This is a genomic window from Pseudomonas sp. BT76 TE3572 (genome assembly GCF_050435365.1).
Lineage (GTDB): Bacteria > Pseudomonadota > Gammaproteobacteria > Pseudomonadales > Pseudomonadaceae > Aquipseudomonas > Aquipseudomonas fluorescens_W.
Window position 1 is genome coordinate 4,250,926 of record NZ_JBNDKE010000001.1, and the last position, 21,811, is coordinate 4,272,736.

The window sequence follows — 21,811 nt, forward strand, 5'->3', positions numbered from 1 at the left end:
CCATAAGGAATATACGGCGGTTTTGAATAGACAAAAAAAGGGGCCGCACCCTGCCAAGGAGACGGCCCCGGAAACTCAAAATCTGCTAGCGCGAACAACATCACTGGATGGGATGATTGACTGAAACGGTTAGCCAATAAAGGAATATTTAATTACTTTATTAGGCCTAAATCGCATATATCGATCACTCCTTGCGTCACAACTTAGCGCCCCTTTGGGTCAAATTGATGACCAACGTTTTGAGTTTCCGAGTGCATCGATCAAGCCTGAGCGGCACGAACCTCCTGCGCCTCTGCTGTTTCCTTGCGCACAAACCGGTTCGCCCGCCCAAACGTCCCGAAATCATTGAACCGCACGCCCATCTCGCGCATCACTTTATGCGCCACCGGCACGGTCATCTGACGGATGTAAAACGGTTCCTTGACCACAAAGTGATGGATGCCGTGACTGCTGCCGAAGTTGAAGCAGAACGCCTGCAACGGCCACATCCACCAAGGGTTCAGCACTTGGGTCTGCTGGATCACATTGCCCGGCTCCACGTCACCGTAGTAGTGCATGTTCGAGCTGACGAAATGCAGGCAAAAGGTACGCAACACGTTCGGGCCGATGATCACCACGGCAGCGATATCGATGACTTGCATCACCGACAACGTAGTCGCCGACCATTCAATTGACGTTCCCATCAGATAGGCGATGCCATTGGCACCATGGAAGCCCAGGAACATGTACCACGCGCCCCAATGCACCAGCGCCAGCGGCGCGTAGACCTTCAGCGCGCGCTTGATGATGCTGATCTTGTGAACCCAGGTCTTGGCCCGCAGCATACGAATGAACGCTGACATCACGTTGTCACCGACCATCAACAGCCGCGCAAATCCCCAGGGTTCGCCGTTGGTGATGGCGCGCTCTTCCATGTCGGATTCTGTGCCGGAGACTTTGTGGTGATTGAGGTGCAGATGTCGACGAATCCACGGATTGATCGTGCTCGGCCGCGCCAGCCACACCAGTCCCATCATCAGGTTGTGCGGCACACGCTGTTTGCGGAAGTACATGCTATGTATCAGGTCGTGTTCCAGCTCGTGGGTCAGCGAGGCAAAAAACGCGTTGAGCAACAGGCATGCCCACCAGGCCATGTCCCCGGTCATGTAGAGCGTCGCCGAGCCAATCATGCCGACCAGCGCGAAGGCCAGAATGCCTGCGCCCAGGGCGTCCTGATGGTTGAGAATCGGGTAGCGCTGACGCAGTTCGACCCCCTTGGCCAGCACCACTTCACGAATATGCGCTGATCGTTGTGCTGCATTCAGTCGCTGGGGACTTGCAGAAGTACCGTGCATGCTTCCATCCTCTGGTTATTGATGTTCGCATCCTGCCTTGTGAACCCTCGCAAAGCGGTAGCCGTGAACGCCAACCTGTTGACCGGAAGCGCCAATCAGCATGACTGAACCGACCTCCCTCGCCAGCTGGACCCGCGCCCTGCGCAAGCAACTCGATGCCCTGGGCCTCGACAGCACCGCCCTGTGCCAACAGGCGGGGCTCGACCCGCAACTGATGGACGACCCGAACGCCCGTTACCCGTTGTCCGGCACCACGCGCCTGTGGGAAATCGCAGTGCAGGTCAGCGGCGATCCGGCGATTGGTTTGCGCGTATCGCGCTTCGTCAGCCCCACCACGTTTCACGCACTCGGTTATGCGCTGGTCGCCAGCGGCAGCCTGCGAGAAGTGTTCGAGCGTATCGTGCGTTATCACCAGGTGGTCAGCGATGCACTGGATCTGGAACTGACCCGCGCCGAGGACCGCTACCGCTTCCGCCTGAAGATCCCGCCTGGCAATCCGGCCCCGGCATTCGAAGCCATCGACGCCTTCACGGCAATTTACGTACGCACCTGCCGCAATCGCCTGGGCCGCGATTACGCCCCGCTGGCGGTGTACCTGCGCCGCCCGGAACCGGCGGACCCGCATCAATGGCACAAAGTCTTCCGCTCACCGGTGTACTTCGCCGCCGATGAAGACCGACTGGAATTCGCCGTCGTGGACTTCGACAGCCACCTGGACGACGCCAACCCGGAACTGGCCGAACACAACGAAGCCGTGCTCAAGCGCACCCTCGCCCAACTCAAACCCCTGACCTGGGAACGCAAGGTTCGCGACGCCATTGAGGAGCAATTGCCGGAAGGCGAGCCCAGCGCCGAACACATCGCCCAGGCCCTGCACCTGAGTTTGCGCAGCCTGCAACGGCATCTGGCGGACGAGGGTTGCCGGTTCGATACGCTGCTCAACGAAAGCCGCGAGAATCTGGCGCTGCTGCACCTGCGCGATCCGCAATGCTCATTGAGCGAGATCAGCTACCTGCTGGGATTTGCGGACACGAGCAGCTTCAGCCGCGCATTCAAGCGCTGGACCGGGATGACACCGGGGCAGTTTCGGGATGGGTTGCGGTAATCAGCTTTTGAGCAAGCTGCGCGCTATGCCTGATTTCCACTGTTCGATCATCGCTTCGCCAACCATGGCAAAGGCGCCATTACCCCTGATGTAATCAACCATTTCTGCCATCGCTACATCCATTCCATGAACGACTTGCTGCAGCAATTCATTGCACCGTCCCTCGGTCAGGTTGCAAGCCGACCGACCAAAACGCATCAACATTTTGTGTTTGGGCCACGCCTTTGATCCGCCTAGCAGCAACGCCATGCTGTCTGCCTTGATGTAGACCGAAGTCGTGACGATGTCATAGGCCGGAGCCAGTCTGATTTGCGCATCAGCCCCGCAATGTTCGTACAGCACACCGAAGTTCTTGAGGTGAGCATCGCCATTCTTCAGAGCAGATGACAACGCCACTATTTTGAAAAAAGACTCAAGGGCGTTATTGAGCAATGGCGGGGAGACAAATTCCTTGATCTGCCTCGCGGCGCCTTCGTACGAACCATCGTATTTGGCCTTCGAAGGCCAGGCATTGAGCACGCAAAAATCCTCAAAGCCCAAATAGCCTCTTTCACTCAGATCGAAACGTTCGACGACCAGAAATTTACCGTGATCGCTCAGTTCGAAAACCGGCACTTCAAGGTCCGAATGCAACGCAGCCCTCATGCAGAAGTATTCGTTGGCAGCGAGTTCCGGGTATTCCTCTGGCCGGAACGATTTGACCAGATGCGTTGCCCCGCGATGGGTCAATCGATCGACAGTTGTCGCACTGTCACGGATAAGCACCTTCGGCTGCACACCGGAAACGCCCGAATATTGGCCATAGGTGTGCAGCAAATCTTCGAACAAACCTTGCGCACCGTCATGAACCAGCAGATCCGCAAGGCTGGTTTCAGGGAGCCGGTCGTTCGCCTCTTGCGCGTTTTTAATTCCCACTCGCCCAAGCTGGTGCGGGCCGACGATCGCCAGCATCGCGAAGTCGTCAAACCCTCGAATCGCTTTGCTGAAGCGACGAGTCAATTCATCGCGCAGAGAACCTTCCGGCAGATTCATTTCAAAAACCGGCGGGACACCTCGCTCCCACGTGTAGCTCTCGAGGCGAGCGGGCATGGTCAATGAGACGGCATTTTCTTCTAGCGCGTCTTCGGCGTAGGCAAACACTGAATCAATGCGAGACTGACCACGGCCGAGGGTTCCGACCGTTGTGCCGGAAACACTGATGTGCAGCCGGTCCTTTTCCTGCTGCTCACCCATGGAAGTTCACCTTTTTGAGGGTGTCCAATGTAGGACGCGTCGACCGCCGCGGCACGGCCGTCAGTTCGTACCCGAAGCCATTGAGGATCGCTTCAACCTTGCGCAGGCCAATTTCGGAAATGGTGTTGTTCTCAATACCCGAAATCGTGGAACGGCTCATGCCGTACTGCTTTGCCAGGTCCTGTTGAGACATTTTTCGTTCTTTGCGCAGCAACCTGATCAGTTCGCCGAGGTTTTCCATTCCACTCACCCGCATCATATACAGTGCATATTTACTGAAATGTTTTATTTGCATTGTATTTAATGCATAACCAAGTCGAAGTCTAGCTCATTGATTGATCGGACCCGGTTTCAGCGCCCCCGATCCCGCCGCAACAACTTGCGCACTCGCTTCACCAACTCGCTCACGGCAAACGGCTTGAGCAGGTAATCATCCTCATGCAACTCCAGGTCGCGCAGGCGATCCTCGATACCGTCCTTGGTGGTCAGGAACAGCACCGGCGTATCACCGAGCTTGCGGATCTGCTGCAGCAACTGCCAGCCATTGAGCCCGGGCAGCATCACGTCGAGGATGATCAGCTCGTATTCGCCAGACTCGATGAAACGACGGCCATCCATACCGTTGACCGCCACATCGACTGAGTAACTTGCCTCGTTCAGACCTTTAGCCAGGAGTTTGGCGGTCTCAGGTTCGTCTTCCACTAACAGCACACGCATGGCACACCTCGATTGTCGTCATCACAGGCTAGGCGCCTTCGCGCCCAAAGCCCACCCCTAACGCCGGGTTTCAGATAATCGCCAACTTCCGCAATCGTTGCGCATCCAGAATCTCGATCTCGCCGTACTTGAGATTCACAATCCCCTGCCCCTGCAAGTCCTGGAGAATCTGGTTGGTGGTCTGGCGCGACAGCGACAGCATCGACGCCAATTGTTCCTGGGGCAGTTGCAACACCCGTCGCGGCGGGTCGATTTCGCCGTAACCCTCGGCGATCATCAGCAAGCGATGCGCCAGTCGAGCGGCGGTTGGCATGAGGCTCAGTTGTTCGAGATTGATGAAGGTCAGGCGCAGTTTCTGGCTCATCAGCAATGCCAGTTGCCGCCAGTACGCCGGTTGTTCATCAAGCAACGTCAGCAGCACGGTTTGCGGAATGTGCAACAGGACGCATTGACCCAGACCGAACGCATCATGAGTGCGCGGCTGGCCATCAAACAGGCAGATTTCGCCGAACCAGTGGGGCGACTCCACCAGGCTCAACAGCGCCTCCTTGCCCTGCTCGCTCACGGCGCCGATGCGCACCGAACCTTCGAGCACCGCGTACAGCCCGCACGGTGGATCGCCGCGCTTGAACAGCCGCTGGCCTGGCGACAACCGCCGCACCCTGGCGGCGGCCAGCAGACTATCCTGTAAAGAAACAGGTAAATGGCTGAACCACTGCCCTTTATCCAGCCGCGAACGCAAATCCTGCATGTCCATGAAAACTCCTGGAGATTGTCGCCTGCCTGACAGAGCGAAATGTGGACCCGGGGCATGATCCATCACCCAACAGGAGGAACAACAATGAAAAGCCTCGTCGACCATCTCAGTCAATACGCCGCCTACCACCGTGACCCGCGCAATATTGCCAGCCACTTTATCGGTATTCCGCTGATCGTTGTCGCCGTTGCGGTGTTGCTGTCGCGGCCGCAATGGGCCGGGGGCTGGGTTTCGCCGGCGGTGCTGGTCGCGCTGGCGTCGGCGTGGTTTTACCTGCGCCTGGAGTTGCGCCTCGGGGTGTTGATGACCGTGTTGCTCGGCCTGTGCATTTGGGCGGGTCAGGTTCTTGCGCAGCAAAGCACGCTGGTCTGGCTGGCGAGCGGCATCGGGATGTTTGTGGTGGGTTGGGCGATTCAGTTTGTCGGTCATCACTACGAAGGACGCAAACCGGCGTTTGTCGATGATGTGACGGGGTTGATTGTCGGGCCGTTGTTCGTGGTGGTTGAGTTGGCGTTTTTGCTGGGGTTGCGGCATGACCTCAAAGAGCAGATCGAGGCGCGGGTGGGTGGCGTGCGAATCAATCCGAATCGCGCTGCTATCTAGAATGCAATCGCGGGCAAGCCCGCTCCCACAGGGGATTTGTGAACGACACAGATCACTGTGGGAGCGGGCTTGCTCCGGGCGGCGCTCCGACGATGCTTTTGATCTTAGATGTTGGCGAGTTTCTGCCAGACCTTCGGCTTGAAGAATAGCGTCTCGCCCTTCGCCAATCCGATCAGGCTGTCGTGATCTTTCACCACTTCAGCCTCGATCAATTCGCTCTGGCCTTCGACCTTCAGCGTCACCCGTGTCGTCGCGCCCAACGGACGAATATCCCGCACCTCGGCCGCATGGTGATCCTCCAGCTCATGACGCGACAGCGACACTTCGTGAGGACGGAACAGCACATGGTTGTCTTCACCCAGATGCAGCCGGTTCGAGTCACCCAGGAAGTGATAAACGAAATCGCTGGCCGGGTTTTCGTAGACGTCGCCCGGTGAGCCGATCTGCTCGATCACGCCCTTGTTCATCACCACGATGCGGTCGGCGACTTCCATCGCTTCTTCCTGGTCGTGAGTCACGAACACCGAGGTCAGGTTGATGTCTTCGTGCAGCCGCGCCAACCAGCGACGCAGCTCTTTACGTACCTTGGCGTCGAGGGCGCCGAAGGGCTCGTCGAGCAGCAGGACTTTCGGTTCCACCGCCAACGCGCGAGCCAGGGCGATACGCTGACGCTGGCCACCGGAGAGTTGCTCCGGGTAGCGATCCGACAGCCAATCCAGTTGCACCATGTTCAGCAGTTCGTGGACCTTTACCGCGATCTGGCTTTCGCTCGGGCGCTGGTTTTTCGGCTTCATGCGCAGGCCGAACGCGACGTTATCGAACACGGTCATGTGGCGGAACAGCGCGTAGTGCTGGAACACGAAACCGACGTTGCGATCACGCACATCATGGCCGGAGACGTCTTCACCGTGGAACACGATGTTGCCCTTATCCGGGGTTTCCAGACCGGCGATGATCCGCAGCAGGGTGGTCTTGCCGCAGCCGGACGGGCCAAGCAGCGCCACGAGTTCGCCGCTTTGAATGTCCAGGCTGATGTTGTCCAGCGCCTTGAACGCGTGAAAATTCTTGCTGACGTTACGCACTTCGATCGACATGACTTATTCCTCCGCGGCGCTGGCGCGCAGGCGGTTAATACGGTTTTCGCTCCACTGCTTGAGCAGCAGGATGAAGAGCGCCAGGATCAGCAACAGGCTCGCCACGGCGAACGCGGCCACGTGGTTGTATTCGTTGTAGAGGATCTCGACGTGCAGCGGCAGGGTGTTGGTCACCCCGCGAATGTGCCCGGAAACCACCGACACCGCACCGAACTCACCCATGGCCCGTGCCGTACACAGCACCACGCCGTAGATCAGGCCCCATTTGATGTTGGGAACGGTGACGTGCCAGAACATCTGCCAGCCATTGGCCCCGAGCAGGCGCGCGGCCTCTTCTTCCTGCGTGCCTTGTTCCTGCATCAGCGGGATCAGTTCGCGTGCCACGAACGGCACGGTGACGAAGATCGTCGCCAGCACGATGCCCGGCAACGCGAAGACGATCTGGATGTCATGGTCCTGCAACCACGGACCAAACAGGCCCTGAGCACCGAACATGAGCACGTAGACCAGACCGGCGATTACCGGCGACACCGAAAAAGGCAGGTCGATCAGCGTGACCAGCATGCTCTTGCCGCGGAACGAGTACTTGCTCACGCACCATGCGGCGCTGACACCGAACACCAGGTTCAGTGGCACCGAAATCAGCACGGCGATCAGCGTGAGTTTCAGGGCCGACAAAGCGTCGGGTTCGAAGATCGCGGTGAAGAACGCACCGAGGCCATTTTTCAGCCCCTGGGACACCACGATGAACAGTGGCAGCAACAGGAACAGTGCAAAAACCAGCCAGCCAAGACTGATCAGGATTCGCCGCGAAGTGGCACTGCCACGGCGGGCGGCGTTGGCCGAGGAAGCGGCGCTAATAGACGATTGGGACATTTTCGCGCCTCCTTATGGGGTTTCGATACGCCGCTGCAGCAAGTTGATCAGCAGCAACAGGACGAAGGAAACCACCAGCATCAGTACACCAATGGACGTGGCGCCGGTGTAATCGTACTGGTCGAGTTTGACCATGATCAGCAGCGGCAGGATCTCGGTTTTCATCGGCATGTTGCCGGCGATGAAAATCACCGAACCGTACTCGCCGACCCCGCGGGCAAAGGCCAACGCGAAACCTGTCAGCCACGCGGGCAACAACGCGGGCACCAGAATATGGCGGAAAACCTGCAACGGTTTTGCACCCAGGCACGCCGCTGCTTCTTCCACTTCACGAGGGATATCAGCCAATACTGGCTGTACGGTACGTACTACGAATGGAAGTGTCACAAAAGTGAGGGCAAGGGTGATGCCGAGGGGGGTGTACGCGATCTTGAAACCCAGGTCCGCTGCAAACTGACCCACCAAACCGGTGGGGGTGTACAACGCAGTGAGCGCGATACCGGCCACCGCAGTGGGCAACGCGAAGGGCAAGTCGATCATCGCGTCGATGACTTTGCGTCCCGGGAAGGTATAGCGCACCAGCACCCAGGCCAGCAGCGTGCCGATGATGCCGTTGATGATCGCGGCATAGAGCGCGGTGCCGAAACTGAGCTTCAACGCCGCCAGCACCCGTGGCGCCGAGATAATTGCCCAGAACTGGTCCCAGGTGAGTTGAGCGGCATGCACGAACATCGCTGCCAGTGGAATGAGCACAATCAGGCTGAGGTACACCAAGGTGTAGCCCAGCGTCAGCCCGAAGCCGGGTATGACGGGGGAGATACGACGCGACATAAAAGTCCTTGGTTGAGAACGCGCAAAGCCTCGAATCGGAATTCGAGGCTCGTTGATGGCTTATTTCAGGTTATTGCGCCTGATAAATCTGGTCGAACACGCCACCGTCGTTGAAGAATTTCGGTTGAGCGGTTTTCCAGCCGCCGAAATCCTTGTCGATGGTCACCAGGTCCAGTGTCGGGAACTGTTTGGCATACTTGGCGGCAATATCCTTGTCACGTGGACGATAGAAGTTTTTCGCCGCGATTTCCTGGCCGGCCGGGCTGTACAGGTGCTTGAGGTACGCTTCGGCGATCTCGGTGTTGCCCTTTTTCTCGGCGTTTTTGTCGACCACGGCCACCGGCGGTTCGGCGAGGATCGACAGCGATGGCACGACAATGTCGAACTTGTCAGCGCCGCCGTCTTCTTTCAAGGCCAGGAAGGCTTCGTTTTCCCAGGCCAGCAACACGTCGCCCTGACCGTTGTTGACGAAGGTAATGGTCGAACCGCGAGCACCGGTGTCCAGCACAGGAACGTGCTTGAACAGGGTTTGCACGTATTCCTTGGCTTTCGCTTCGTTACCGCCATTGGCTTTCAGGCCATAGGCCCACGCCGCGAGGAAGTTCCAACGTGCGCCGCCGGAGGTTTTCGGGTTCGGGGTGATGACTTCCACACCGTTCTTGGTCAGGTCGCCCCAGTCCTTGATGCCTTTAGGGTTGCCCTTGCGCACCAGGAACACGATGGTCGAGGTGTAAGGCGTGCTCGCTTCCGGCAGACGCGTCTGCCAATCCGCTGGCAGGGTCTTGCCGAGCTTGGCGATTTCGTCGATGTCACCGGCCAGGGCCAGGGTCACCACGTCGGCACGCAGACCGTCGATCACTGCCCGACCCTGCTTGCCCGAACCACCGTGGGATTGCTGGATTTTCACACTGTCGCCAGCGTGGTCTTTCTGCCAGAACTTAACGAATTCAGCGTTGTAGTCCTGATACAGCTCGCGAGTCGGGTCGTACGACACGTTAAGCAGTTCGTAATCCTTGGCAACCGCGGAACCAGCAAAAAGGGCACTGGCCAAGGCGGCCAAAGCGAAATGACGAATCGACGACATGGTGAAAGCTCCTGGAATTCTGATTGTGTTGGCTTTTTCTTATGGTGTGCTGGTATCGGGTTGCCGGTTTTTAACTCGGTTTGTTGCTTGGGTTCTGCAACCGGAATTTTTCTTTGCGTTCGATCTGGACCACCTGGGCGTTGTGCACGGTGATTTCCACTGCGCCAAAACGCAGATCGCGCAAGGCGCTCTGGATCTCACGCAAAATGGTTGCTTCGTCCTGGCCGTCAACGCTACGTAGGGATGCGCTCATGGTGCTGCTCCTTCAACTAGAGGTTGCCTGGCAGTGGCGGGACTGCTTGCGGCGTGAAACCAATAGTAGATAAGCGCAGATATTCTTAAAAAGACTATTTAAGAATTTTAATATAACCAAAAACTGATAAAGGACCGGGGACAGGGACGCGGAGCGTCCCGGGCGGCATTCCCACTCAGAGGGGGGGAACGATCAGTGCTGAAGAATCAATGGAGCACCCTTCCAATCCACTTGCCCAGCCGGCACTGGCCGTCCAAACCAGTACCCCTGCCCCAGATCGCAGCCGTGTTCGAGCAGAAAGGCCGCCTGCTCGACCTGCTCGATCCCCTCGGCATGAACCTGCATCCCCATGCTCCGGGCCAGCGCGATGATCACCCGCACAATCGCCGCGTCATCTTCATCCCACGGCAACCCGGCAACGAAGCCCTGATCGATCTTGAGTTTCTGTACCGGCATTCGCTTGAGGCGCAGCAACGACGAATAGCCTGTACCGAAGTCATCGATGGCCAGCCGCACACCTAATTCGCGCAACCTGTGCATCTGCTCCAGCGCGACTTCCGGGTCATCCATCACGGCGCTCTCGGTGACTTCCAGCTCCAGACAGGCAGGATCCAGCCCGGTTTCGTGCAGCACCTTCGCCACCTGCCCAAACAGCTCACGGCGGGCGAACAAACGAGAAGAAACATTCACCGCGACAAACGACAACACCACCCCGGCCTGCTGCCATTGGCACATCTGCTCACACGCCTGGCGCATCACCCAGGCATCAATTTCGGCGATCAGACCGGTGCGCTCGGCAATGGGAATGAATTCTGCCGGCGACACCAACCCTCGCTGCGGATGCTCCCAGCGCACCAATGCCTCGACGCCGATCAGGCGGCTGGTCTTGAGGTCGTGAACCGGTTGGTAATAAACCCGCAACTCCTGCTGCTCCAGTGCACGGCGCAATTCGAATGCAGTCTCGACCCGTTGCTGGGCATGGGCGGTCAATTCTTCGGTATAGAGGGCGTAGCCGTTGCGGCCGGCCCCCTTGGCCTTGAACAGCGCCGAGTCGGAGTTGCGCAACAGCTGCTCGGCGCTCAAGGCGTCGCCGGGGAACAGGCTGATGCCCACGCTGATATTGACGAACAACTGATGCCCGTCGATCTGGAACGGTTCTTTTAGGCCATCGATGATCCGCTGAGCCAGCGCCGCCGCGTGCACCATTTGCGGACAGCTTTCAGCCAGCACGGCGAACTCGTCACCGCCAAGGCGCGCCAGCGTGATGCCCGGACCGACCATCGCTTTCAAACGCTCGGCCACGCCCTTGAGCAACTGGTCCCCAATGCTATGCCCGAGGCTGTCGTTGATCATCTTGAAGTGATCAAGATCGATCATCAGCAACGCGCAGCCGCGCTTGTGGATCTGCGCCGAAGCCAGGGCCTGCTCGGTGCGGTCGGTGAACAGCAAGCGGTTGGGCAGATCGGTCAGCGGATCGTAGTGAGCCAGGTGCGTCAGCTCATGTTCGGAGTTCTTGATTGCGCTAATGTCGGAAAACACCGCCACGTAATGGCTGCGCCGCCCGTTCTCGTCGTCAATGATGCGGATGGTTTGCCATTGCGGGTAGATCTCGCCGCTTTTGCGGCGGTTCCAGATTTCCCCGCTCCACTCGCCGGTGCTGTTGAGTGTCGCGAACATCGCCTGGTAGAAGCCCGGCGGGTGATGACCGGACTTGAACAAATTGGGTTGCTGACCCAGCACCTCCTCACGCTGATAACCGGTGATTTCCATAAACGCCCGGTTCACATGAACGATCAGGCCTTCGCTATCAGTGACCAGCACCCCTTCACGCGTGCAATCGAACACCGCGGCCGCCTGACGCAAACGCTCGCGCTCTTCAGTGCGCTCACGCAATTTGGCGCCGATCCCCAGGCAACGAAACAATCGCGCCCGCGCGAGAAAAATCAAACCGGCACTGAATGCCGCCCAGGCATAACCGTTGATCAGTTGCCATCGCATTAGCTCAGCAGAGCTATCGAAGAAACTGTTCAATAAATGACCGCTGAACAGCAGCCAACCTATAGAAACCAGAAGGTAAAGCAGGGCTGCACGCAAAGCATCGCGATAGGTGGCAGACATTCGGCTATCCATGTCCCTTCAAAATGGATGGAATTATAGTTTAAAGAAACATCCAGCCACTCTTATCTGAAAGGGCGACTGGTTTTATCTGTGGGCTAAGTGATAATGCAACGGCTGTTTTTTTCTTTATCGAGGGCGCAATAGCCTATGTGGTACGAAGGTTTTCTCGGCTTGTCGCCCTGGTCACTGGTGGCAGTCACCCTGCTGATGACCCACGTGACGATCATCGGCGTCACGGTCTATCTGCATCGTTATTCAGCCCATCGCTCGCTTGAGCTCAATGCTGGCCTGAAACATTTCTTCCGCTTCTGGCTGTGGCTGACCACGGCACAGAACACCCGTGAGTGGACCGCAATCCACCGCAAGCACCACGCCAAATGCGAAACCGTCGATGACCCGCACAGCCCGGTCATCAAGGGCCTGTCCACCGTTCTGCGCAAAGGTGCCGAGCTGTACCGCGCCGAGGCGGAGAATCCGGAGACCCTGCGCATCTACGGCAAGAACTGCCCCGAAGACTGGATCGAGCGCAACCTGTACAGCCGTTTTCCGCTGCTGGGCGTGGCGATCATGGGCGTCATCGACCTGCTGCTGTTCGGCACCATCGGCATCACCATCTGGGCGATCCAGATGATGTGGATCCCGGTCTGGGCCGCTGGCGTGGTCAATGGCCTGGGCCATGCCATCGGCTACCGCAACTTCGAATGCCGCGATGCGGCGACCAATCTGGTGCCTTGGGGCATCCTGATCGGCGGCGAAGAACTGCATAACAACCATCACACCTACCCTAATTCGGCAAAACTGTCGGTGAAGAAGTGGGAATTCGATCTCGGCTGGGCCTGGATCCAGGTCTTCAGCTTCCTGCGTCTGGCCAAGGTTCAGCGGGTCGCGCCCATCGCCCATCGGGTCGAAGGCAAAGGCAACCTGGACATGGACACCGCCATGGCGATCCTCAACAACCGCTTCCAGATCATGGCCCAGTACCGCAAATTGGTGATCGCACCGCTGGTCAAACAAGAGCTGGAAAAGGTCGATCACTCGGTCCGTCACCAGTTCCACCGCGCCAAGCGCCTGCTCTCGCGGGAAACCAGCCTGCTGGATGACAAACACCACATTCGCATCCAGACCATGCTCGAGCACAGTCAGGCGCTGAAGGTAATTTACGAGAAACGCCTGGCCTTGCAGCAGATCTGGGTCAAGACCAGCTCAAATGGTCACGACATGCTGGCCGCCATCAAGGATTGGGTACACGAAGCCGAAGCCAGCGGAATTCAATCCCTGCGCGACTTCGCCGATCAGTTGAAAACCTACTCCCTGCGCCCCGCCGCTGTCTGACGCCGTTGATCGGTGCGCCCCGCTCATGGGCGCACCCTTCGGAACTAAGCTCCAAATCCCCTATCTCAAAAGACACTTCGCCATCCAGGCGGGCTCTGGTATTGGCCGCTTTCGAACCTCGAGCGGCACACGCCCTTTGAGATTTGTGTCGATGCTCAATAAAAGCCTACAAGACTCATCCCTCCCGCAGTGGCCCGAAGCCGCACAAACCCTGCTGGCGCTGATGCATGCACAAGGCGAAGTGGCGCGCTTGAGCGAACGCGAACAACTGTTCAGCGCGCTGCTGGTGAGCGTCAACGCGGTGCTTTGGGCTTTCGACTGGGAATCCCGTCGGGTGCTCTATGTCAGCCCTGCGTATGAACGGATTTTCGGCCGCTCCGCTGGCTTGTTGCTGTCCGACTACAACCAATGGCGCGACAGCATTTACCCCGACGATCTGGACTATGCCGAACGCAGCCTGGCCGAAGTACTGGTGAAAGGTTCCGTTGAAGACCGCGAATACCGAATCATTGCCGCCGACGGCCAGGTCCGCTGGCTCAGTGACAAGTGCTTCATCAACCGTCAGGCGGAGCCGGGGCAACCAGTGATCATCGTCGGCATTGCCGAAGACATTACTGACAAGAAGCAGATGGAAACCGAGCTGCAACGCCTGGCCACCACCGACGTGCTGACCCAGAGCAGCAACCGTCGACACTTCTTCGACTGCGCCCACCGTGAATTCGAACAGGCACGGCACCAAGGCACGCCGCTGGCCTTCCTGCTTCTGGACATCGATGACTTCAAAGTAATCAACGATACCTACGGCCACCAGGAAGGCGACAACGTGCTGCAACGAATCGCCGAGAGCGGTCGCGCGGTGTTGCGTCGCGGTGATGTGTTCGGGCGAGTTGGCGGTGAGGAATTCGCAGCCGTGTTTCCCGGCTGTGCGACAGACATGGCCATGCAAGTGGCCGAGCGCCTGCAACGGGAGATTCAGCGCTTAAGCTTCAGCCATGGCGACCAGACATTCGGCATCACCGTCAGCCAGGGCCTGACCAGCCTCACCGACGAGGACGAAAGCGTCGATAGCCTGTTTGCCCGCGCGGATGCGGCAATGTACAAAGCCAAACACCAGGGCAAGAACCGCATCGTTTCCGGCTAGGTTTTTGGATCGTTCCCACGCTATGCGTGGAACGATCTACTTCTTGCGCAAGCGCATCAATTCCGGCAACCCAATCTTGAGCAACCGCGCCGTCCGGCTTTTCGCCAGTTCCTCAATGCCCTCATGCTCGGTCAGTCGCGCCAGTTGCGCAGCCATGTTCATCACCAGCGCTTCGCGGGAGTAAACCCCGCCACCGAGCTGGTAGACCGCCGCAATCAGCTCTCGCAGCTCCAGCGGCAGGCGCCAGCGAGTGCGAAGCGCCGAACCATAGCCCGCGCCGAATTCGGCCAGCGCCTCGCCGACCTCCTCCCACTCATCCAGCTCACCACCGGCCTGCTTCCACTCCTGCAAACACCGCAACAGCGCAAGGTCGCCGAGGCGATGCAGCATGCCGGCGCAATAACAGCGCTCCTGATCCAGATCCAGCAAGCGCGCCAGGGTCCGGCCATACTCGGCGGTGCGCAGCGACAGCTCCCAATAACGCTCGGCATAGTCGGCCAGAAACGGATCGCTGAGACGGGCGCTGCGTTTGAGGGCCAGCCCCAGAATCAGGTTCATGCTTTGCCCGGTGCCGAGGCGGTGCAGTGCCTGGGACAGGGTCTGCGCCGCGGCTCCCAAGTGATGGGCAGCACTGTTGGCGGCGGCGATCAGCACAGCGGTGATTTGCGGATCGGTACGGATCTCGTCATGCAGCACGGTCAAATCGAGGCCATTGGGATTGAGGCTGCGTTTGACCGCCAACTGCACGTCAGTCATCAACGGCGCACCGTCCGCAGACTCTCGACGACGCTCCAGGTACACCGACAAGGTCATGCCCGTCGCCAATGACGGCGTCTCGCAAGACAGCTCTTCACCGGCGTTCAGCAGCAAGTCCTGCAGACGGTGGGTCAGGCTTTCCATGTTCAGGGGTTTGGTCAGGTACGCCGCAGGCGCCAGGGGCAAGACTTCGCGCACACTGGCGCTGTCGTTGCGGCTGCTCATCAGAATGAACGGCAGGGGTGGATTGCGCTTGCGTTGGCGAACATTGCGCAAGACATTCAAACCATCGACGCCGGGCAGCTCCCAGTCGACGATCACCAGGTCGTAAGGATTTTCCGCCAACAGGTGCAGCGCTTCCTGACCATCGGCACACAGATCCAGCCGTGCGTCGCAGCGCACATTCAACAAAACCTGCTGGAGCAGGTCGCGGGACCAGGGGTCGGCCTCGGCAATCAGCACACGCGGTGCAGCGGGTAACACCACAACAGTCATTTACACACTCCAAAGGTAGTGCCTGCACCTTAGTCAATGCTGGCCATTCGATACAGCGCATTCGCCATCGATGTGTTCCTGGGACACAAAAAAACCCGCCGAAGCGGGTTTTTTTGTCGATCAGTTCACAAATCGATCAGAGCTTGGAGATCACAGCTCGGAGAAGCACTCTTCGATGATCGCCAGACCTTTGTCCAGTTGCTCGTCCGGCGAAGTCAGCGGTACCAGGACGCGCAGAACGTTGCCGTAAGTGCCGCAGGACAGCAGGATCAGACCCTTGTCGCGAGCCTTGGCCACAACAGCGGCTACCGCTGGAGCATTCGGCTTGTGGCTGTCGCCGTCAACGAACAGCTCGACCGCGATCATTGCGCCCAGGGCACGGACTTCGCCGATCACCGGGTACTTGGCCTGGATGGCTTTGAGGCCAGTGACCAGACGCTCGCCGACAGCCTTGCAGCGGTCCAGCAGGTGCTCTTCTTCGAACACTTCCATCACGGCCAGGGCCGCGGCGCAAGCGATCGGGCTACCCGCGTAGGTGCCGCCCAAGCCGCCTGGAGCAATGGCGTCCATGTATTCGGCCTTGCCGCAAACACCGGCCAACGGGAAGCCGCCAGCGATGGATTTGGCGAAGGTGGTCAGGTCGGCAGCAACGCCCATCTGTTCCATGGCGAAGAAGGTGCCGGTACGACCAGCGCCAGTTTGTACTTCGTCAGCGATCAGCAGGATGCCGTGCTGGTCGCACAGAGCGCGCAGACGCTTCATGAACTCTTTTGGCGCGACGTAGAAACCACCTTCGCCCTGAACCGGCTCGATGATGATTGCAGCGATGTCACGCGGCTCGGCGTCGTTCTTGAAGATGCGTTCGATGCTGGCGATCGAATCGTCGATGCTCACACCGTGCAGTTCGTTCGGGTACAGCGCGCGGAAGATGCCGCCTGGCATCAGGCCCATGCCGGCCGAGTAAGGCACGACTTTACCGGTCAGGCCCAGGGTCATCATGGTGCGGCCGTGGTAAGCACCGGTGAACGCGATCACGCCAGCACGGCCAGTGGCGGCACGTGCGATCTTGATGGAGTTTTCCACGGCTTCGGAGCCGGTGGTCACCAGCAGGGTTTTCTTGGCGAAATCACCTGGCACCTTGGCGTTGATTTTCTCGCACACTTCTACGTACGGTTCGTAAGCCAGTACCTGGAAGCACGTGTGGGTCAGCTTGTTCAACTGCTCGGTCACGGCGGCGATGATTTTCGGGTGCACGTGGCCGGTGTTCAGTACGGCGATACCGCCGGCGAAGTCGATGAACTCGCGACCTTCAACGTCGGTCACGGTGGCGTTCTTCGCGGACTCGGCGAAGATCGGGTGAATCTGGCCAACACCGCGTGGTACAGCGGCTTCGCGGCGTTTCATCAGGGATGCGTTAGTCTTGCTCATAAAGTCCTCATTCACCGCTCATCGGGCGGCGTGGTTCAAGGAAAATGCGGCGGGGAGGCAACTACGGCAGCATGCGATGATCGACTGCCACAGCTTTCCCGGCCACAGAGAAAATTCCGTTTGAAGCACGCAAAGGGACAGCGCTCTCGTGCCCTTTGCGTTTGAAGCAATGCCTTGCCGGGCTTATCCCTTGGAGCTTAGATGCCCAGGCAGAGGTATTTGATTTCCAGGTAATCTTCGATGCCGTACTTGGAGCCTTCACGGCCCAGGCCCGACGCCTTGATGCCGCCGAACGGCGCGACTTCGTTGGAGATCAACCCGGTGTTGACGCCGACCATGCCGTATTCCAGGGCTTCAGCCACACGGAACACACGACCCAGGTCGCGAGCATAGAAGTACGAAGCCAGACCGAACTCGGTGTCGTTGGACATCGCGATCACTTCGGCTTCGTCTTTGAAGCGGAACAGCGGAGCCAATGGACCGAAGGTTTCTTCCTTGGCCACGGCAGCGTTCTTCGGCACGTTGGTCAGGATGGTCGGCTCGAAGAAGTTGCCTTCCATGACCTTGCCACCCGCCAGAACGGTTGCGCCTTTGCTGATCGCGTCAGCAATGTGTTCTTGAACCTTGGCCACGGCTTTTCCGTCGATCAGCGGGCCAGTGGTGGTGCCTTCTTCCAGACCGTTACCGATCTTGAGTTTGGCCACCGCCACTTTCAGCTTCTCGGCGAACGCGTCGTAGACCGAATCCTGAATGTACAGACGGTTGGCGCAGACGCAGGTCTGGCCGTTGTTGCGGTACTTGGAAATGATCGCGCCTTCGACGGCCTTATCCAGGTCCGCGTCGTCGAACACGATGAACGGCGCGTTGCCGCCCAGTTCCAGGGACACTTTCTTGATGTCCTTGGCGCATTCAGCCATCAGCTGACGACCGATTTCGGTCGAGCCGGTGAAGGACAGTTTGCGTACGATCGGGTTGCTGGTCAGCTCGCTGCCGATGTCGCCGGCGCTGCCGGAAACAACGCTGAACACACCGGCAGGAATGCCGGCACGCTGGGCCAGTTCAGCCAAAGCAAATGCGGAAAACGGAGTTTGCGAAGCAGGCTTGAGCACCATGGTGCAACCGGCGGCCAGGGCCGGGCCGGCTTTACGGGTGATCATCGCGGCCGGGAAGTTCCACGGAGTGATTGCAGCGGTCACGCCGATTGGCTGCTTGATCACGATCAGGCGCTTGTCTGGCTGGTGACCCGGAATCACGTCACCGTAGACGCGCTTGGCTTCTTCAGCGAACCACTCGATAAAGGAAGCGGCGTAAACGATTTCGCCCTTGGCTTCAGCCAATGGCTTGCCTTGTTCGAGGGTCATCAGGCGAGCCAGGTCGTCCTGGTTCTCGATGATCAGTTCGAACCAGCGACGCAGCTTGTTTGCGCGGTCCTTGGCGGTCAGTGCACGCCAGGCCGGCAGCGCTTTGTCAGCGGCTTCGATTGCACGGCGGGTTTCGGCAGCGCCCATTTTCGGCACGGTGCCCAGAATGTCGCCCGTTGCCGGGTTGGTGACATTGATCGTCTGACCATTGTCCGCATCAACCCAAGCGCCATCGATGAAGGCTTGTTGGCGGAACAACTGGGTGTCTTTAAGCTGCATGTCGGCTTTCCTTAACAGCACCGCGGCAAGCGCGGAGCGAATTATGATTGTAGAAAGGCGCCTTATAGGCTGCCGTCAGGGAAATCATTCACCGGGCTGAAGCACATAAATAGCGCACTGATTGAAACTCGTGCGGTTCAGCACCCAGACAAGAGCGTTTGAAATCTCAAACGAATCCTAGGATCAAAGGGGGTAAAGGACAATAGCCTGTTCGAAAAAAAGAACGAAAACGCCGCATTTGCCTAATTTTTCTGATCAACGTAGCAATCGCAGGTTACGCTTTGGAAAAACGCAGGCGATTCAGCAGCATGGACGCCCGCAGTGCATATGAGTATCATGGCGCCCGCATTGCACCAGTAGCTCAGCTGGATAGAGTACTGCCCTCCGAAGGCAGTGGTCGTGGGTTCGAATCCCGCCTGGTGCACCAAACGTAGAAACGAGAAAGCCTCAGATCTTAGGGTCTGGGGCTTTTTTGTGGGTGTTGCTTCGTCCTGAGTAAGGTTTACACCTTCTGGCTTCTTTTCAGGAAGGTGCAATGGCAGTGGTCAGGCATGCACCTCACGATCAAGAACCTCAGCTACCCACTGATTGATACTCTTGTGGGCTAGCTGTGCTTTTACGGCGACAGTTGCGTGGAGTGCCGGCGCTAAACGCAGACTGAGGTGGCCAGAATAGGGCTTCTGCGGCGTGCGCCCGAGCTTGGCGCAAGTCTCCAGATAATCAGTGACGGCCTCTTCAAATGCATCTCGAAGCTCCCGTACTGACTCGCCATGAAATCCAACAATATCTCTGATACCAGCAATATGGCCGACAAACAGGCCATCTTCCTCGCTGTATTCAATTCGGGCGGCATAGCCTTTGTAATTCATTACGCTCATGGGGTGACTCCTGCTTGTTCAAGGAAAGCCCGAGCATCACGAACCTGGTAGGGCTTTGCTTCTTTGTCCGGGTGTGGTCGGTGAAAGGTGGCAACCACACCGTTCAGCTCAAAGCGCACCCGGGACCCATTGCCTTCAATGGTCTTGGCGCCAGCGGCACCGAATAAAGATTCGATACGGGCCCACTCCAGCGCGGCTGGGGTCGGCCTTGAGAATACTGCTTTCAGGGTGCTGAGCTGTTTGTTATTCATGGTATGAAATTATGATACCGCGCAAAAGAAAGCAACCGTGAATCCTGACTCATCGGCCCTGTCCACACCCCAAGCGCATGGCGACCAATTGATGCTCCCAGCTGGAAAGTGGCTTCGTCCTTAAAATACAAACGCCCGATGCGATGCATCGAGCGTTAGGGTGAAACAGGTGTAAACCTATTTCAGGACTAGACAATCGTCGGGATCTGCAATCTGAAAGAGTAGCGCTTCCTACGAGCCGCTTTGCTCTGCATCAATGAGCGCATCAATCTCTGCAAACACTGTTTCGGCAGCAATATTAGGACGTGGATCGATACGGCTAGCTGCAATGGCTTCAATAATTGCGGAAGCTTGTAACCGATCAAACTGTGAGCCCGTGTCATCGTCGGAAACGGGCTTAATGCGGTTATTCATTCAGTCGTCCAATCGAACTCGTCGTATTCATCATCCTCTTCGTCCTCAACCTCTTCATCATCAAGGACATCTTCCTCAAACGCTTCTTCTGCCTGCTTCGCCAGCAGAAACTCCTTACGACTCTCAGTAACAGCTCGCCGTAATTCCTCGCCCTTCTGCGGGCAGTTGAGCATTTGGGCGATGCGGTCGATTTTTTTCGCCATGGCTACCTCCAACGCATCGGCTATGGGTCGATAGTGCGCGCTTTCGGGTGTCGATGCCAAATGACTGACCGCTCTGCCTCTCAGTTTTTCTGCAAATCCTTGAGTCTGGCCGTGAGATTTTCCTTGGGAAAGCGTTTGTGCAATGTCGCCATCAGGTCAGCGGCCGCTTGAGCCTGACCAGCCTTTTGCAGGCGGATCACTTCCCTTAATTGATCGTCGATAAACTTTGCCGGCGCTATCGCCGGGCGTTTGCTGACTTTCGCTTCGTCAGCCATTTCAACGCTGATCGATTCGCTCTGTGCTGGGGCGGCAAGATCGGCCATTGGGGCCGCAAGCTCTGGCGCGGACATGGCGCCGGCCGGGGCAGCCAGAGAACGCGCAACCGATGACGGTGCTTCTTTTTTGGCGACCGGAGCAGACGCCTTAGGTGCAGGGGTGAAGTCGTAACTCGGCGGTTGCTCCTCCGTGCGTTGCACCAGTGCAAGCATCAGGGCGACACCGACGAGGCTGGCAAATGCGACTTGCCAACGGGGTTTCTGGCAGGCCTGGACCCAGCGTTTCCACAGACCCGGCTTCTGCACAGGGACTTCACGGTGTGCGGCCGCCAGGAGGTACGCGTCGAGATGGGCCGGCGGTTCGCTGGTCGCGTGTTCACGATAGTGCTTCAACACTTCGTCTTCTGGCGTAGGACGGGCGTCAGTCATGTCAGTACCTCCTCGGCCAGCAGCCGACGCAGTTTTTGCTGGGCGTAGCGCAAGCGGCTTTTGACGGTTTCCAGCGGTGTTTCGGTGAGGGTGGCGATCTGCGGCAGGTCGAGATCGCCATGGGCGCGCAGCAGGAACACTTCGCGCTGGTCAGCAGGCAGGTTTTGCAGGGCTGCTTCGAGGCGCTGGTTGTCGCGGCTAAGGCTCAGCAGTTGTTCGGGATCGGCGGTGTCATCGCTCAGCGCGTGGATCTGTTCGTCATAGCTGTCGTGCAAGGGGTTGTGGATTCCGTGTTTGCGCCAGTGATCGATCAGGCGATTGCGGGCAATCTGGTAGAGCCAGGTACGAAAATTCGCCCGGCCTTGTGGCTGACTGGTGCTGCGGATCAGGCTCAACCAGGTGTCCTGGTAAACCTCTTCGGCCAGTTCGGACTTGCCGCTCAGGCCGAGCAGGAATCGGTAGAGCCCTTGGCGATGACGGGCGTACAGAATCTCGAACGCCGGCCCGTCGCCTGTGCGATAACGGGCCAGCAGCGATTCGTCGCTCGGTTCAGGTGCAGACATG

The 21,811-nt window shown here is 58.3% G+C and carries 24 protein-coding genes and 1 tRNA gene; 5 read left to right on the forward strand and 20 right to left on the reverse strand.

Translation table 11 applies throughout. From position 1 onward, the window contains the following. Window positions 1–260 precede the first annotated feature (260 nt). Window positions 261–1,334, reverse strand: coding sequence for a fatty acid desaturase (locus tag ABH912_RS19265; RefSeq protein WP_429511398.1), 1,074 nt, complete (start codon window positions 1,332–1,334; stop codon window positions 261–263). 100 nt (window positions 1,335–1,434) lie between these two features. Between ABH912_RS19265 and ABH912_RS19270 the strand changes: the two genes are divergently transcribed. Further along, window positions 1,435–2,439: an AraC family transcriptional regulator gene (locus tag ABH912_RS19270; protein ID WP_033058545.1), complete on the forward strand. Its 1,005-nt coding sequence runs from the start codon at window positions 1,435–1,437 to the stop codon at window positions 2,437–2,439. On the opposite strand, the gene ABH912_RS19275 is transcribed toward ABH912_RS19270, so the two are convergent. The 4 genes from ABH912_RS19275 to ABH912_RS19290 form a co-directional block, all read right to left on the reverse strand. Next, complete coding sequence (locus ABH912_RS19275) at window positions 2,440–3,672, reverse strand: type II toxin-antitoxin system HipA family toxin (protein WP_033058547.1); 1,233 nt, start codon at window positions 3,670–3,672, stop codon at window positions 2,440–2,442. Further along, on the reverse strand, window positions 3,665–3,913 hold the full coding sequence (locus ABH912_RS19280; RefSeq protein ID WP_056745799.1) for a helix-turn-helix domain-containing protein: 249 nt from the start codon (window positions 3,911–3,913) through the stop codon (window positions 3,665–3,667). The genes ABH912_RS19275 and ABH912_RS19280 overlap by 8 nt, the downstream gene beginning before the upstream one ends. A gap of 110 nt (window positions 3,914–4,023) precedes the next feature. Continuing rightward, window positions 4,024–4,389, reverse strand: a complete 366-nt coding sequence (locus ABH912_RS19285) for a response regulator (RefSeq protein WP_008148221.1) — start codon at window positions 4,387–4,389, stop codon at window positions 4,024–4,026. A gap of 70 nt (window positions 4,390–4,459) precedes the next feature. Continuing rightward, window positions 4,460–5,146: a Crp/Fnr family transcriptional regulator gene (locus tag ABH912_RS19290; RefSeq protein WP_429511399.1), complete on the reverse strand. Its 687-nt coding sequence runs from the start codon at window positions 5,144–5,146 to the stop codon at window positions 4,460–4,462. Window positions 5,147–5,230: 84 nt separating this feature from the next. Between ABH912_RS19290 and ABH912_RS19295 the strand changes: the two genes are divergently transcribed. Further along, a complete protein-coding gene (locus tag ABH912_RS19295; protein ID WP_033058551.1) occupies window positions 5,231–5,749 on the forward strand; it encodes a DUF962 domain-containing protein in 519 nt (172 codons plus the stop codon). Window positions 5,750–5,853: 104 nt separating this feature from the next. Here the strand turns inward: ABH912_RS19295 and ABH912_RS19300 are convergent, their stop codons facing one another. The 6 genes from ABH912_RS19300 to dibA all read right to left on the reverse strand — a co-directional run bounded on the left by ABH912_RS19300 (window position 5,854) and on the right by dibA (window position 12,005). Further along, on the reverse strand, window positions 5,854–6,843 hold the full coding sequence (locus tag ABH912_RS19300) for a sulfate/molybdate ABC transporter ATP-binding protein (RefSeq protein WP_046047288.1): 990 nt from the start codon (window positions 6,841–6,843) through the stop codon (window positions 5,854–5,856). A 3-nt stretch (window positions 6,844–6,846) separates the two neighbouring features. After that, window positions 6,847–7,719, reverse strand: coding sequence for a sulfate ABC transporter permease subunit CysW (cysW, locus tag ABH912_RS19305; protein WP_429511400.1), 873 nt, complete (start codon window positions 7,717–7,719; stop codon window positions 6,847–6,849). 12 nt (window positions 7,720–7,731) lie between these two features. Beyond that, on the reverse strand, window positions 7,732–8,550 hold the full coding sequence (gene cysT / locus ABH912_RS19310) for a sulfate ABC transporter permease subunit CysT (protein ID WP_033058556.1): 819 nt from the start codon (window positions 8,548–8,550) through the stop codon (window positions 7,732–7,734). A 70-nt stretch (window positions 8,551–8,620) separates the two neighbouring features. After that, entirely contained in the window at window positions 8,621–9,634 is a 1,014-nt protein-coding gene (locus tag ABH912_RS19315) for a sulfate ABC transporter substrate-binding protein (protein ID WP_033058558.1), read from the reverse strand. Between the two features lie 70 nt (window positions 9,635–9,704). Continuing rightward, on the reverse strand, window positions 9,705–9,887 hold the full coding sequence (gene oscA / locus ABH912_RS19320; RefSeq protein ID WP_007945260.1) for a sulfur starvation response protein OscA: 183 nt from the start codon (window positions 9,885–9,887) through the stop codon (window positions 9,705–9,707). 192 nt (window positions 9,888–10,079) lie between these two features. Continuing rightward, window positions 10,080–12,005 (reverse strand): phosphodiesterase DibA, encoded by a 1,926-nt coding sequence (gene dibA, locus ABH912_RS19325; protein WP_429511401.1) that lies wholly within the window; start codon window positions 12,003–12,005, stop codon window positions 10,080–10,082. Window positions 12,006–12,152: 147 nt separating this feature from the next. Between dibA and desA the strand changes: the two genes are divergently transcribed. Together desA and ABH912_RS19335 are read left to right on the forward strand one after the other, a co-directional pair. Then, window positions 12,153–13,337 (forward strand): delta-9 fatty acid desaturase DesA, encoded by a 1,185-nt coding sequence (gene desA, locus ABH912_RS19330; RefSeq protein ID WP_056745676.1) that lies wholly within the window; start codon window positions 12,153–12,155, stop codon window positions 13,335–13,337. Between the two features lie 151 nt (window positions 13,338–13,488). Beyond that, window positions 13,489–14,478 (forward strand): GGDEF domain-containing protein, encoded by a 990-nt coding sequence (locus tag ABH912_RS19335; protein ID WP_429511402.1) that lies wholly within the window; start codon window positions 13,489–13,491, stop codon window positions 14,476–14,478. 36 nt (window positions 14,479–14,514) lie between these two features. On the opposite strand, the gene ABH912_RS19340 is transcribed toward ABH912_RS19335, so the two are convergent. The 3 genes from ABH912_RS19340 to gabD form a co-directional block, all read right to left on the reverse strand. Beyond that, on the reverse strand, window positions 14,515–15,729 hold the full coding sequence (locus ABH912_RS19340; protein WP_033058566.1) for an HDOD domain-containing protein: 1,215 nt from the start codon (window positions 15,727–15,729) through the stop codon (window positions 14,515–14,517). Window positions 15,730–15,879: 150 nt separating this feature from the next. Next, window positions 15,880–17,157, reverse strand: coding sequence for a 4-aminobutyrate--2-oxoglutarate transaminase (gene gabT / locus ABH912_RS19345; RefSeq protein WP_033058568.1), 1,278 nt, complete (start codon window positions 17,155–17,157; stop codon window positions 15,880–15,882). Window positions 17,158–17,354: 197 nt separating this feature from the next. Then, window positions 17,355–18,797 carry an NADP-dependent succinate-semialdehyde dehydrogenase gene (gene gabD, locus ABH912_RS19350; protein WP_033058570.1) on the reverse strand — a complete coding sequence of 481 codons (1,443 nt, stop codon included), beginning with the start codon at window positions 18,795–18,797 and terminating at the stop codon, window positions 17,355–17,357. A gap of 350 nt (window positions 18,798–19,147) precedes the next feature. On the opposite strand from gabD, the gene ABH912_RS19355 reads away from it, so the two are divergent. After that, window positions 19,148–19,224 (forward strand) — tRNA-Arg (locus ABH912_RS19355). 118 nt (window positions 19,225–19,342) lie between these two features. On the opposite strand, the gene ABH912_RS19360 is transcribed toward ABH912_RS19355, so the two are convergent. The 6 genes from ABH912_RS19360 to ABH912_RS19385 all read right to left on the reverse strand — a co-directional run bounded on the left by ABH912_RS19360 (window position 19,343) and on the right by ABH912_RS19385 (window position 21,810). After that, window positions 19,343–19,675, reverse strand: coding sequence for a type II toxin-antitoxin system HicB family antitoxin (locus ABH912_RS19360; RefSeq protein WP_033058605.1), 333 nt, complete (start codon window positions 19,673–19,675; stop codon window positions 19,343–19,345). Then, entirely contained in the window at window positions 19,672–19,926 is a 255-nt protein-coding gene (locus ABH912_RS19365) for a type II toxin-antitoxin system HicA family toxin (RefSeq protein ID WP_046047280.1), read from the reverse strand. Before ABH912_RS19365 ends, ABH912_RS19360 begins: the two co-directional genes overlap by 4 nt. A 231-nt stretch (window positions 19,927–20,157) precedes the next feature. Beyond that, a complete protein-coding gene (locus ABH912_RS19370) occupies window positions 20,158–20,340 on the reverse strand; it encodes a hypothetical protein (protein ID WP_050482829.1) in 183 nt (60 codons plus the stop codon). Further along, the gene (locus ABH912_RS19375) at window positions 20,337–20,603 is read right to left on the reverse strand and encodes a hypothetical protein (RefSeq protein WP_231670549.1); all 267 of its coding nucleotides are present in this window, start codon (window positions 20,601–20,603) and stop codon (window positions 20,337–20,339) included. The genes ABH912_RS19370 and ABH912_RS19375 overlap by 4 nt, the downstream gene beginning before the upstream one ends. A gap of 20 nt (window positions 20,604–20,623) precedes the next feature. After that, window positions 20,624–21,247: a hypothetical protein gene (locus ABH912_RS19380; RefSeq protein ID WP_429511403.1), complete on the reverse strand. Its 624-nt coding sequence runs from the start codon at window positions 21,245–21,247 to the stop codon at window positions 20,624–20,626. Beyond that, window positions 21,244–21,810, reverse strand: a complete 567-nt coding sequence (locus ABH912_RS19385; RefSeq protein WP_429511404.1) for an RNA polymerase sigma factor — start codon at window positions 21,808–21,810, stop codon at window positions 21,244–21,246. Before ABH912_RS19385 ends, ABH912_RS19380 begins: the two co-directional genes overlap by 4 nt. Window position 21,811: the final 1 nt, after the last annotated feature.

Bases quoted from the DNA above. Each gene is read 5' to 3' on its own strand.
- ABH912_RS19265 (WP_429511398.1), bottom strand. From the start codon at position 1,334: ATGCACGGTACTTCTGCAAGTCCCCAGCGACTGAATGCAGCACAACGA.
- ABH912_RS19270 (WP_033058545.1), top strand. From the start codon at position 1,435: ATGACTGAACCGACCTCCCTCGCCAGCTGGACCCGCGCCCTGCGCAAG.
- ABH912_RS19275 (WP_033058547.1), bottom strand. From the start codon at position 3,672: ATGGGTGAGCAGCAGGAAAAGGACCGGCTGCACATCAGTGTTTCCGGC.
- ABH912_RS19280 (WP_056745799.1), bottom strand. From the start codon at position 3,913: ATGGAAAACCTCGGCGAACTGATCAGGTTGCTGCGCAAAGAACGAAAA.
- ABH912_RS19285 (WP_008148221.1), bottom strand. From the start codon at position 4,389: ATGCGTGTGCTGTTAGTGGAAGACGAACCTGAGACCGCCAAACTCCTG.
- ABH912_RS19290 (WP_429511399.1), bottom strand. From the start codon at position 5,146: ATGGACATGCAGGATTTGCGTTCGCGGCTGGATAAAGGGCAGTGGTTC.
- ABH912_RS19295 (WP_033058551.1), top strand. From the start codon at position 5,231: ATGAAAAGCCTCGTCGACCATCTCAGTCAATACGCCGCCTACCACCGT.
- ABH912_RS19300 (WP_046047288.1), bottom strand. From the start codon at position 6,843: ATGTCGATCGAAGTGCGTAACGTCAGCAAGAATTTTCACGCGTTCAAG.
- cysW (WP_429511400.1), bottom strand. From the start codon at position 7,719: ATGTCCCAATCGTCTATTAGCGCCGCTTCCTCGGCCAACGCCGCCCGC.
- cysT (WP_033058556.1), bottom strand. From the start codon at position 8,550: ATGTCGCGTCGTATCTCCCCCGTCATACCCGGCTTCGGGCTGACGCTG.
- ABH912_RS19315 (WP_033058558.1), bottom strand. From the start codon at position 9,634: ATGTCGTCGATTCGTCATTTCGCTTTGGCCGCCTTGGCCAGTGCCCTT.
- oscA (WP_007945260.1), bottom strand. From the start codon at position 9,887: ATGAGCGCATCCCTACGTAGCGTTGACGGCCAGGACGAAGCAACCATT.
- dibA (WP_429511401.1), bottom strand. From the start codon at position 12,005: ATGTCTGCCACCTATCGCGATGCTTTGCGTGCAGCCCTGCTTTACCTT.
- desA (WP_056745676.1), top strand. From the start codon at position 12,153: ATGTGGTACGAAGGTTTTCTCGGCTTGTCGCCCTGGTCACTGGTGGCA.
- ABH912_RS19335 (WP_429511402.1), top strand. From the start codon at position 13,489: ATGCTCAATAAAAGCCTACAAGACTCATCCCTCCCGCAGTGGCCCGAA.
- ABH912_RS19340 (WP_033058566.1), bottom strand. From the start codon at position 15,729: ATGACTGTTGTGGTGTTACCCGCTGCACCGCGTGTGCTGATTGCCGAG.
- gabT (WP_033058568.1), bottom strand. From the start codon at position 17,157: ATGAGCAAGACTAACGCATCCCTGATGAAACGCCGCGAAGCCGCTGTA.
- gabD (WP_033058570.1), bottom strand. From the start codon at position 18,797: ATGCAGCTTAAAGACACCCAGTTGTTCCGCCAACAAGCCTTCATCGAT.
- ABH912_RS19360 (WP_033058605.1), bottom strand. From the start codon at position 19,675: ATGAGCGTAATGAATTACAAAGGCTATGCCGCCCGAATTGAATACAGC.
- ABH912_RS19365 (WP_046047280.1), bottom strand. From the start codon at position 19,926: ATGAATAACAAACAGCTCAGCACCCTGAAAGCAGTATTCTCAAGGCCG.
- ABH912_RS19370 (WP_050482829.1), bottom strand. From the start codon at position 20,340: ATGAATAACCGCATTAAGCCCGTTTCCGACGATGACACGGGCTCACAG.
- ABH912_RS19380 (WP_429511403.1), bottom strand. From the start codon at position 21,247: ATGACTGACGCCCGTCCTACGCCAGAAGACGAAGTGTTGAAGCACTAT.
- ABH912_RS19385 (WP_429511404.1), bottom strand. From the start codon at position 21,810: ATGTCTGCACCTGAACCGAGCGACGAATCGCTGCTGGCCCGTTATCGC.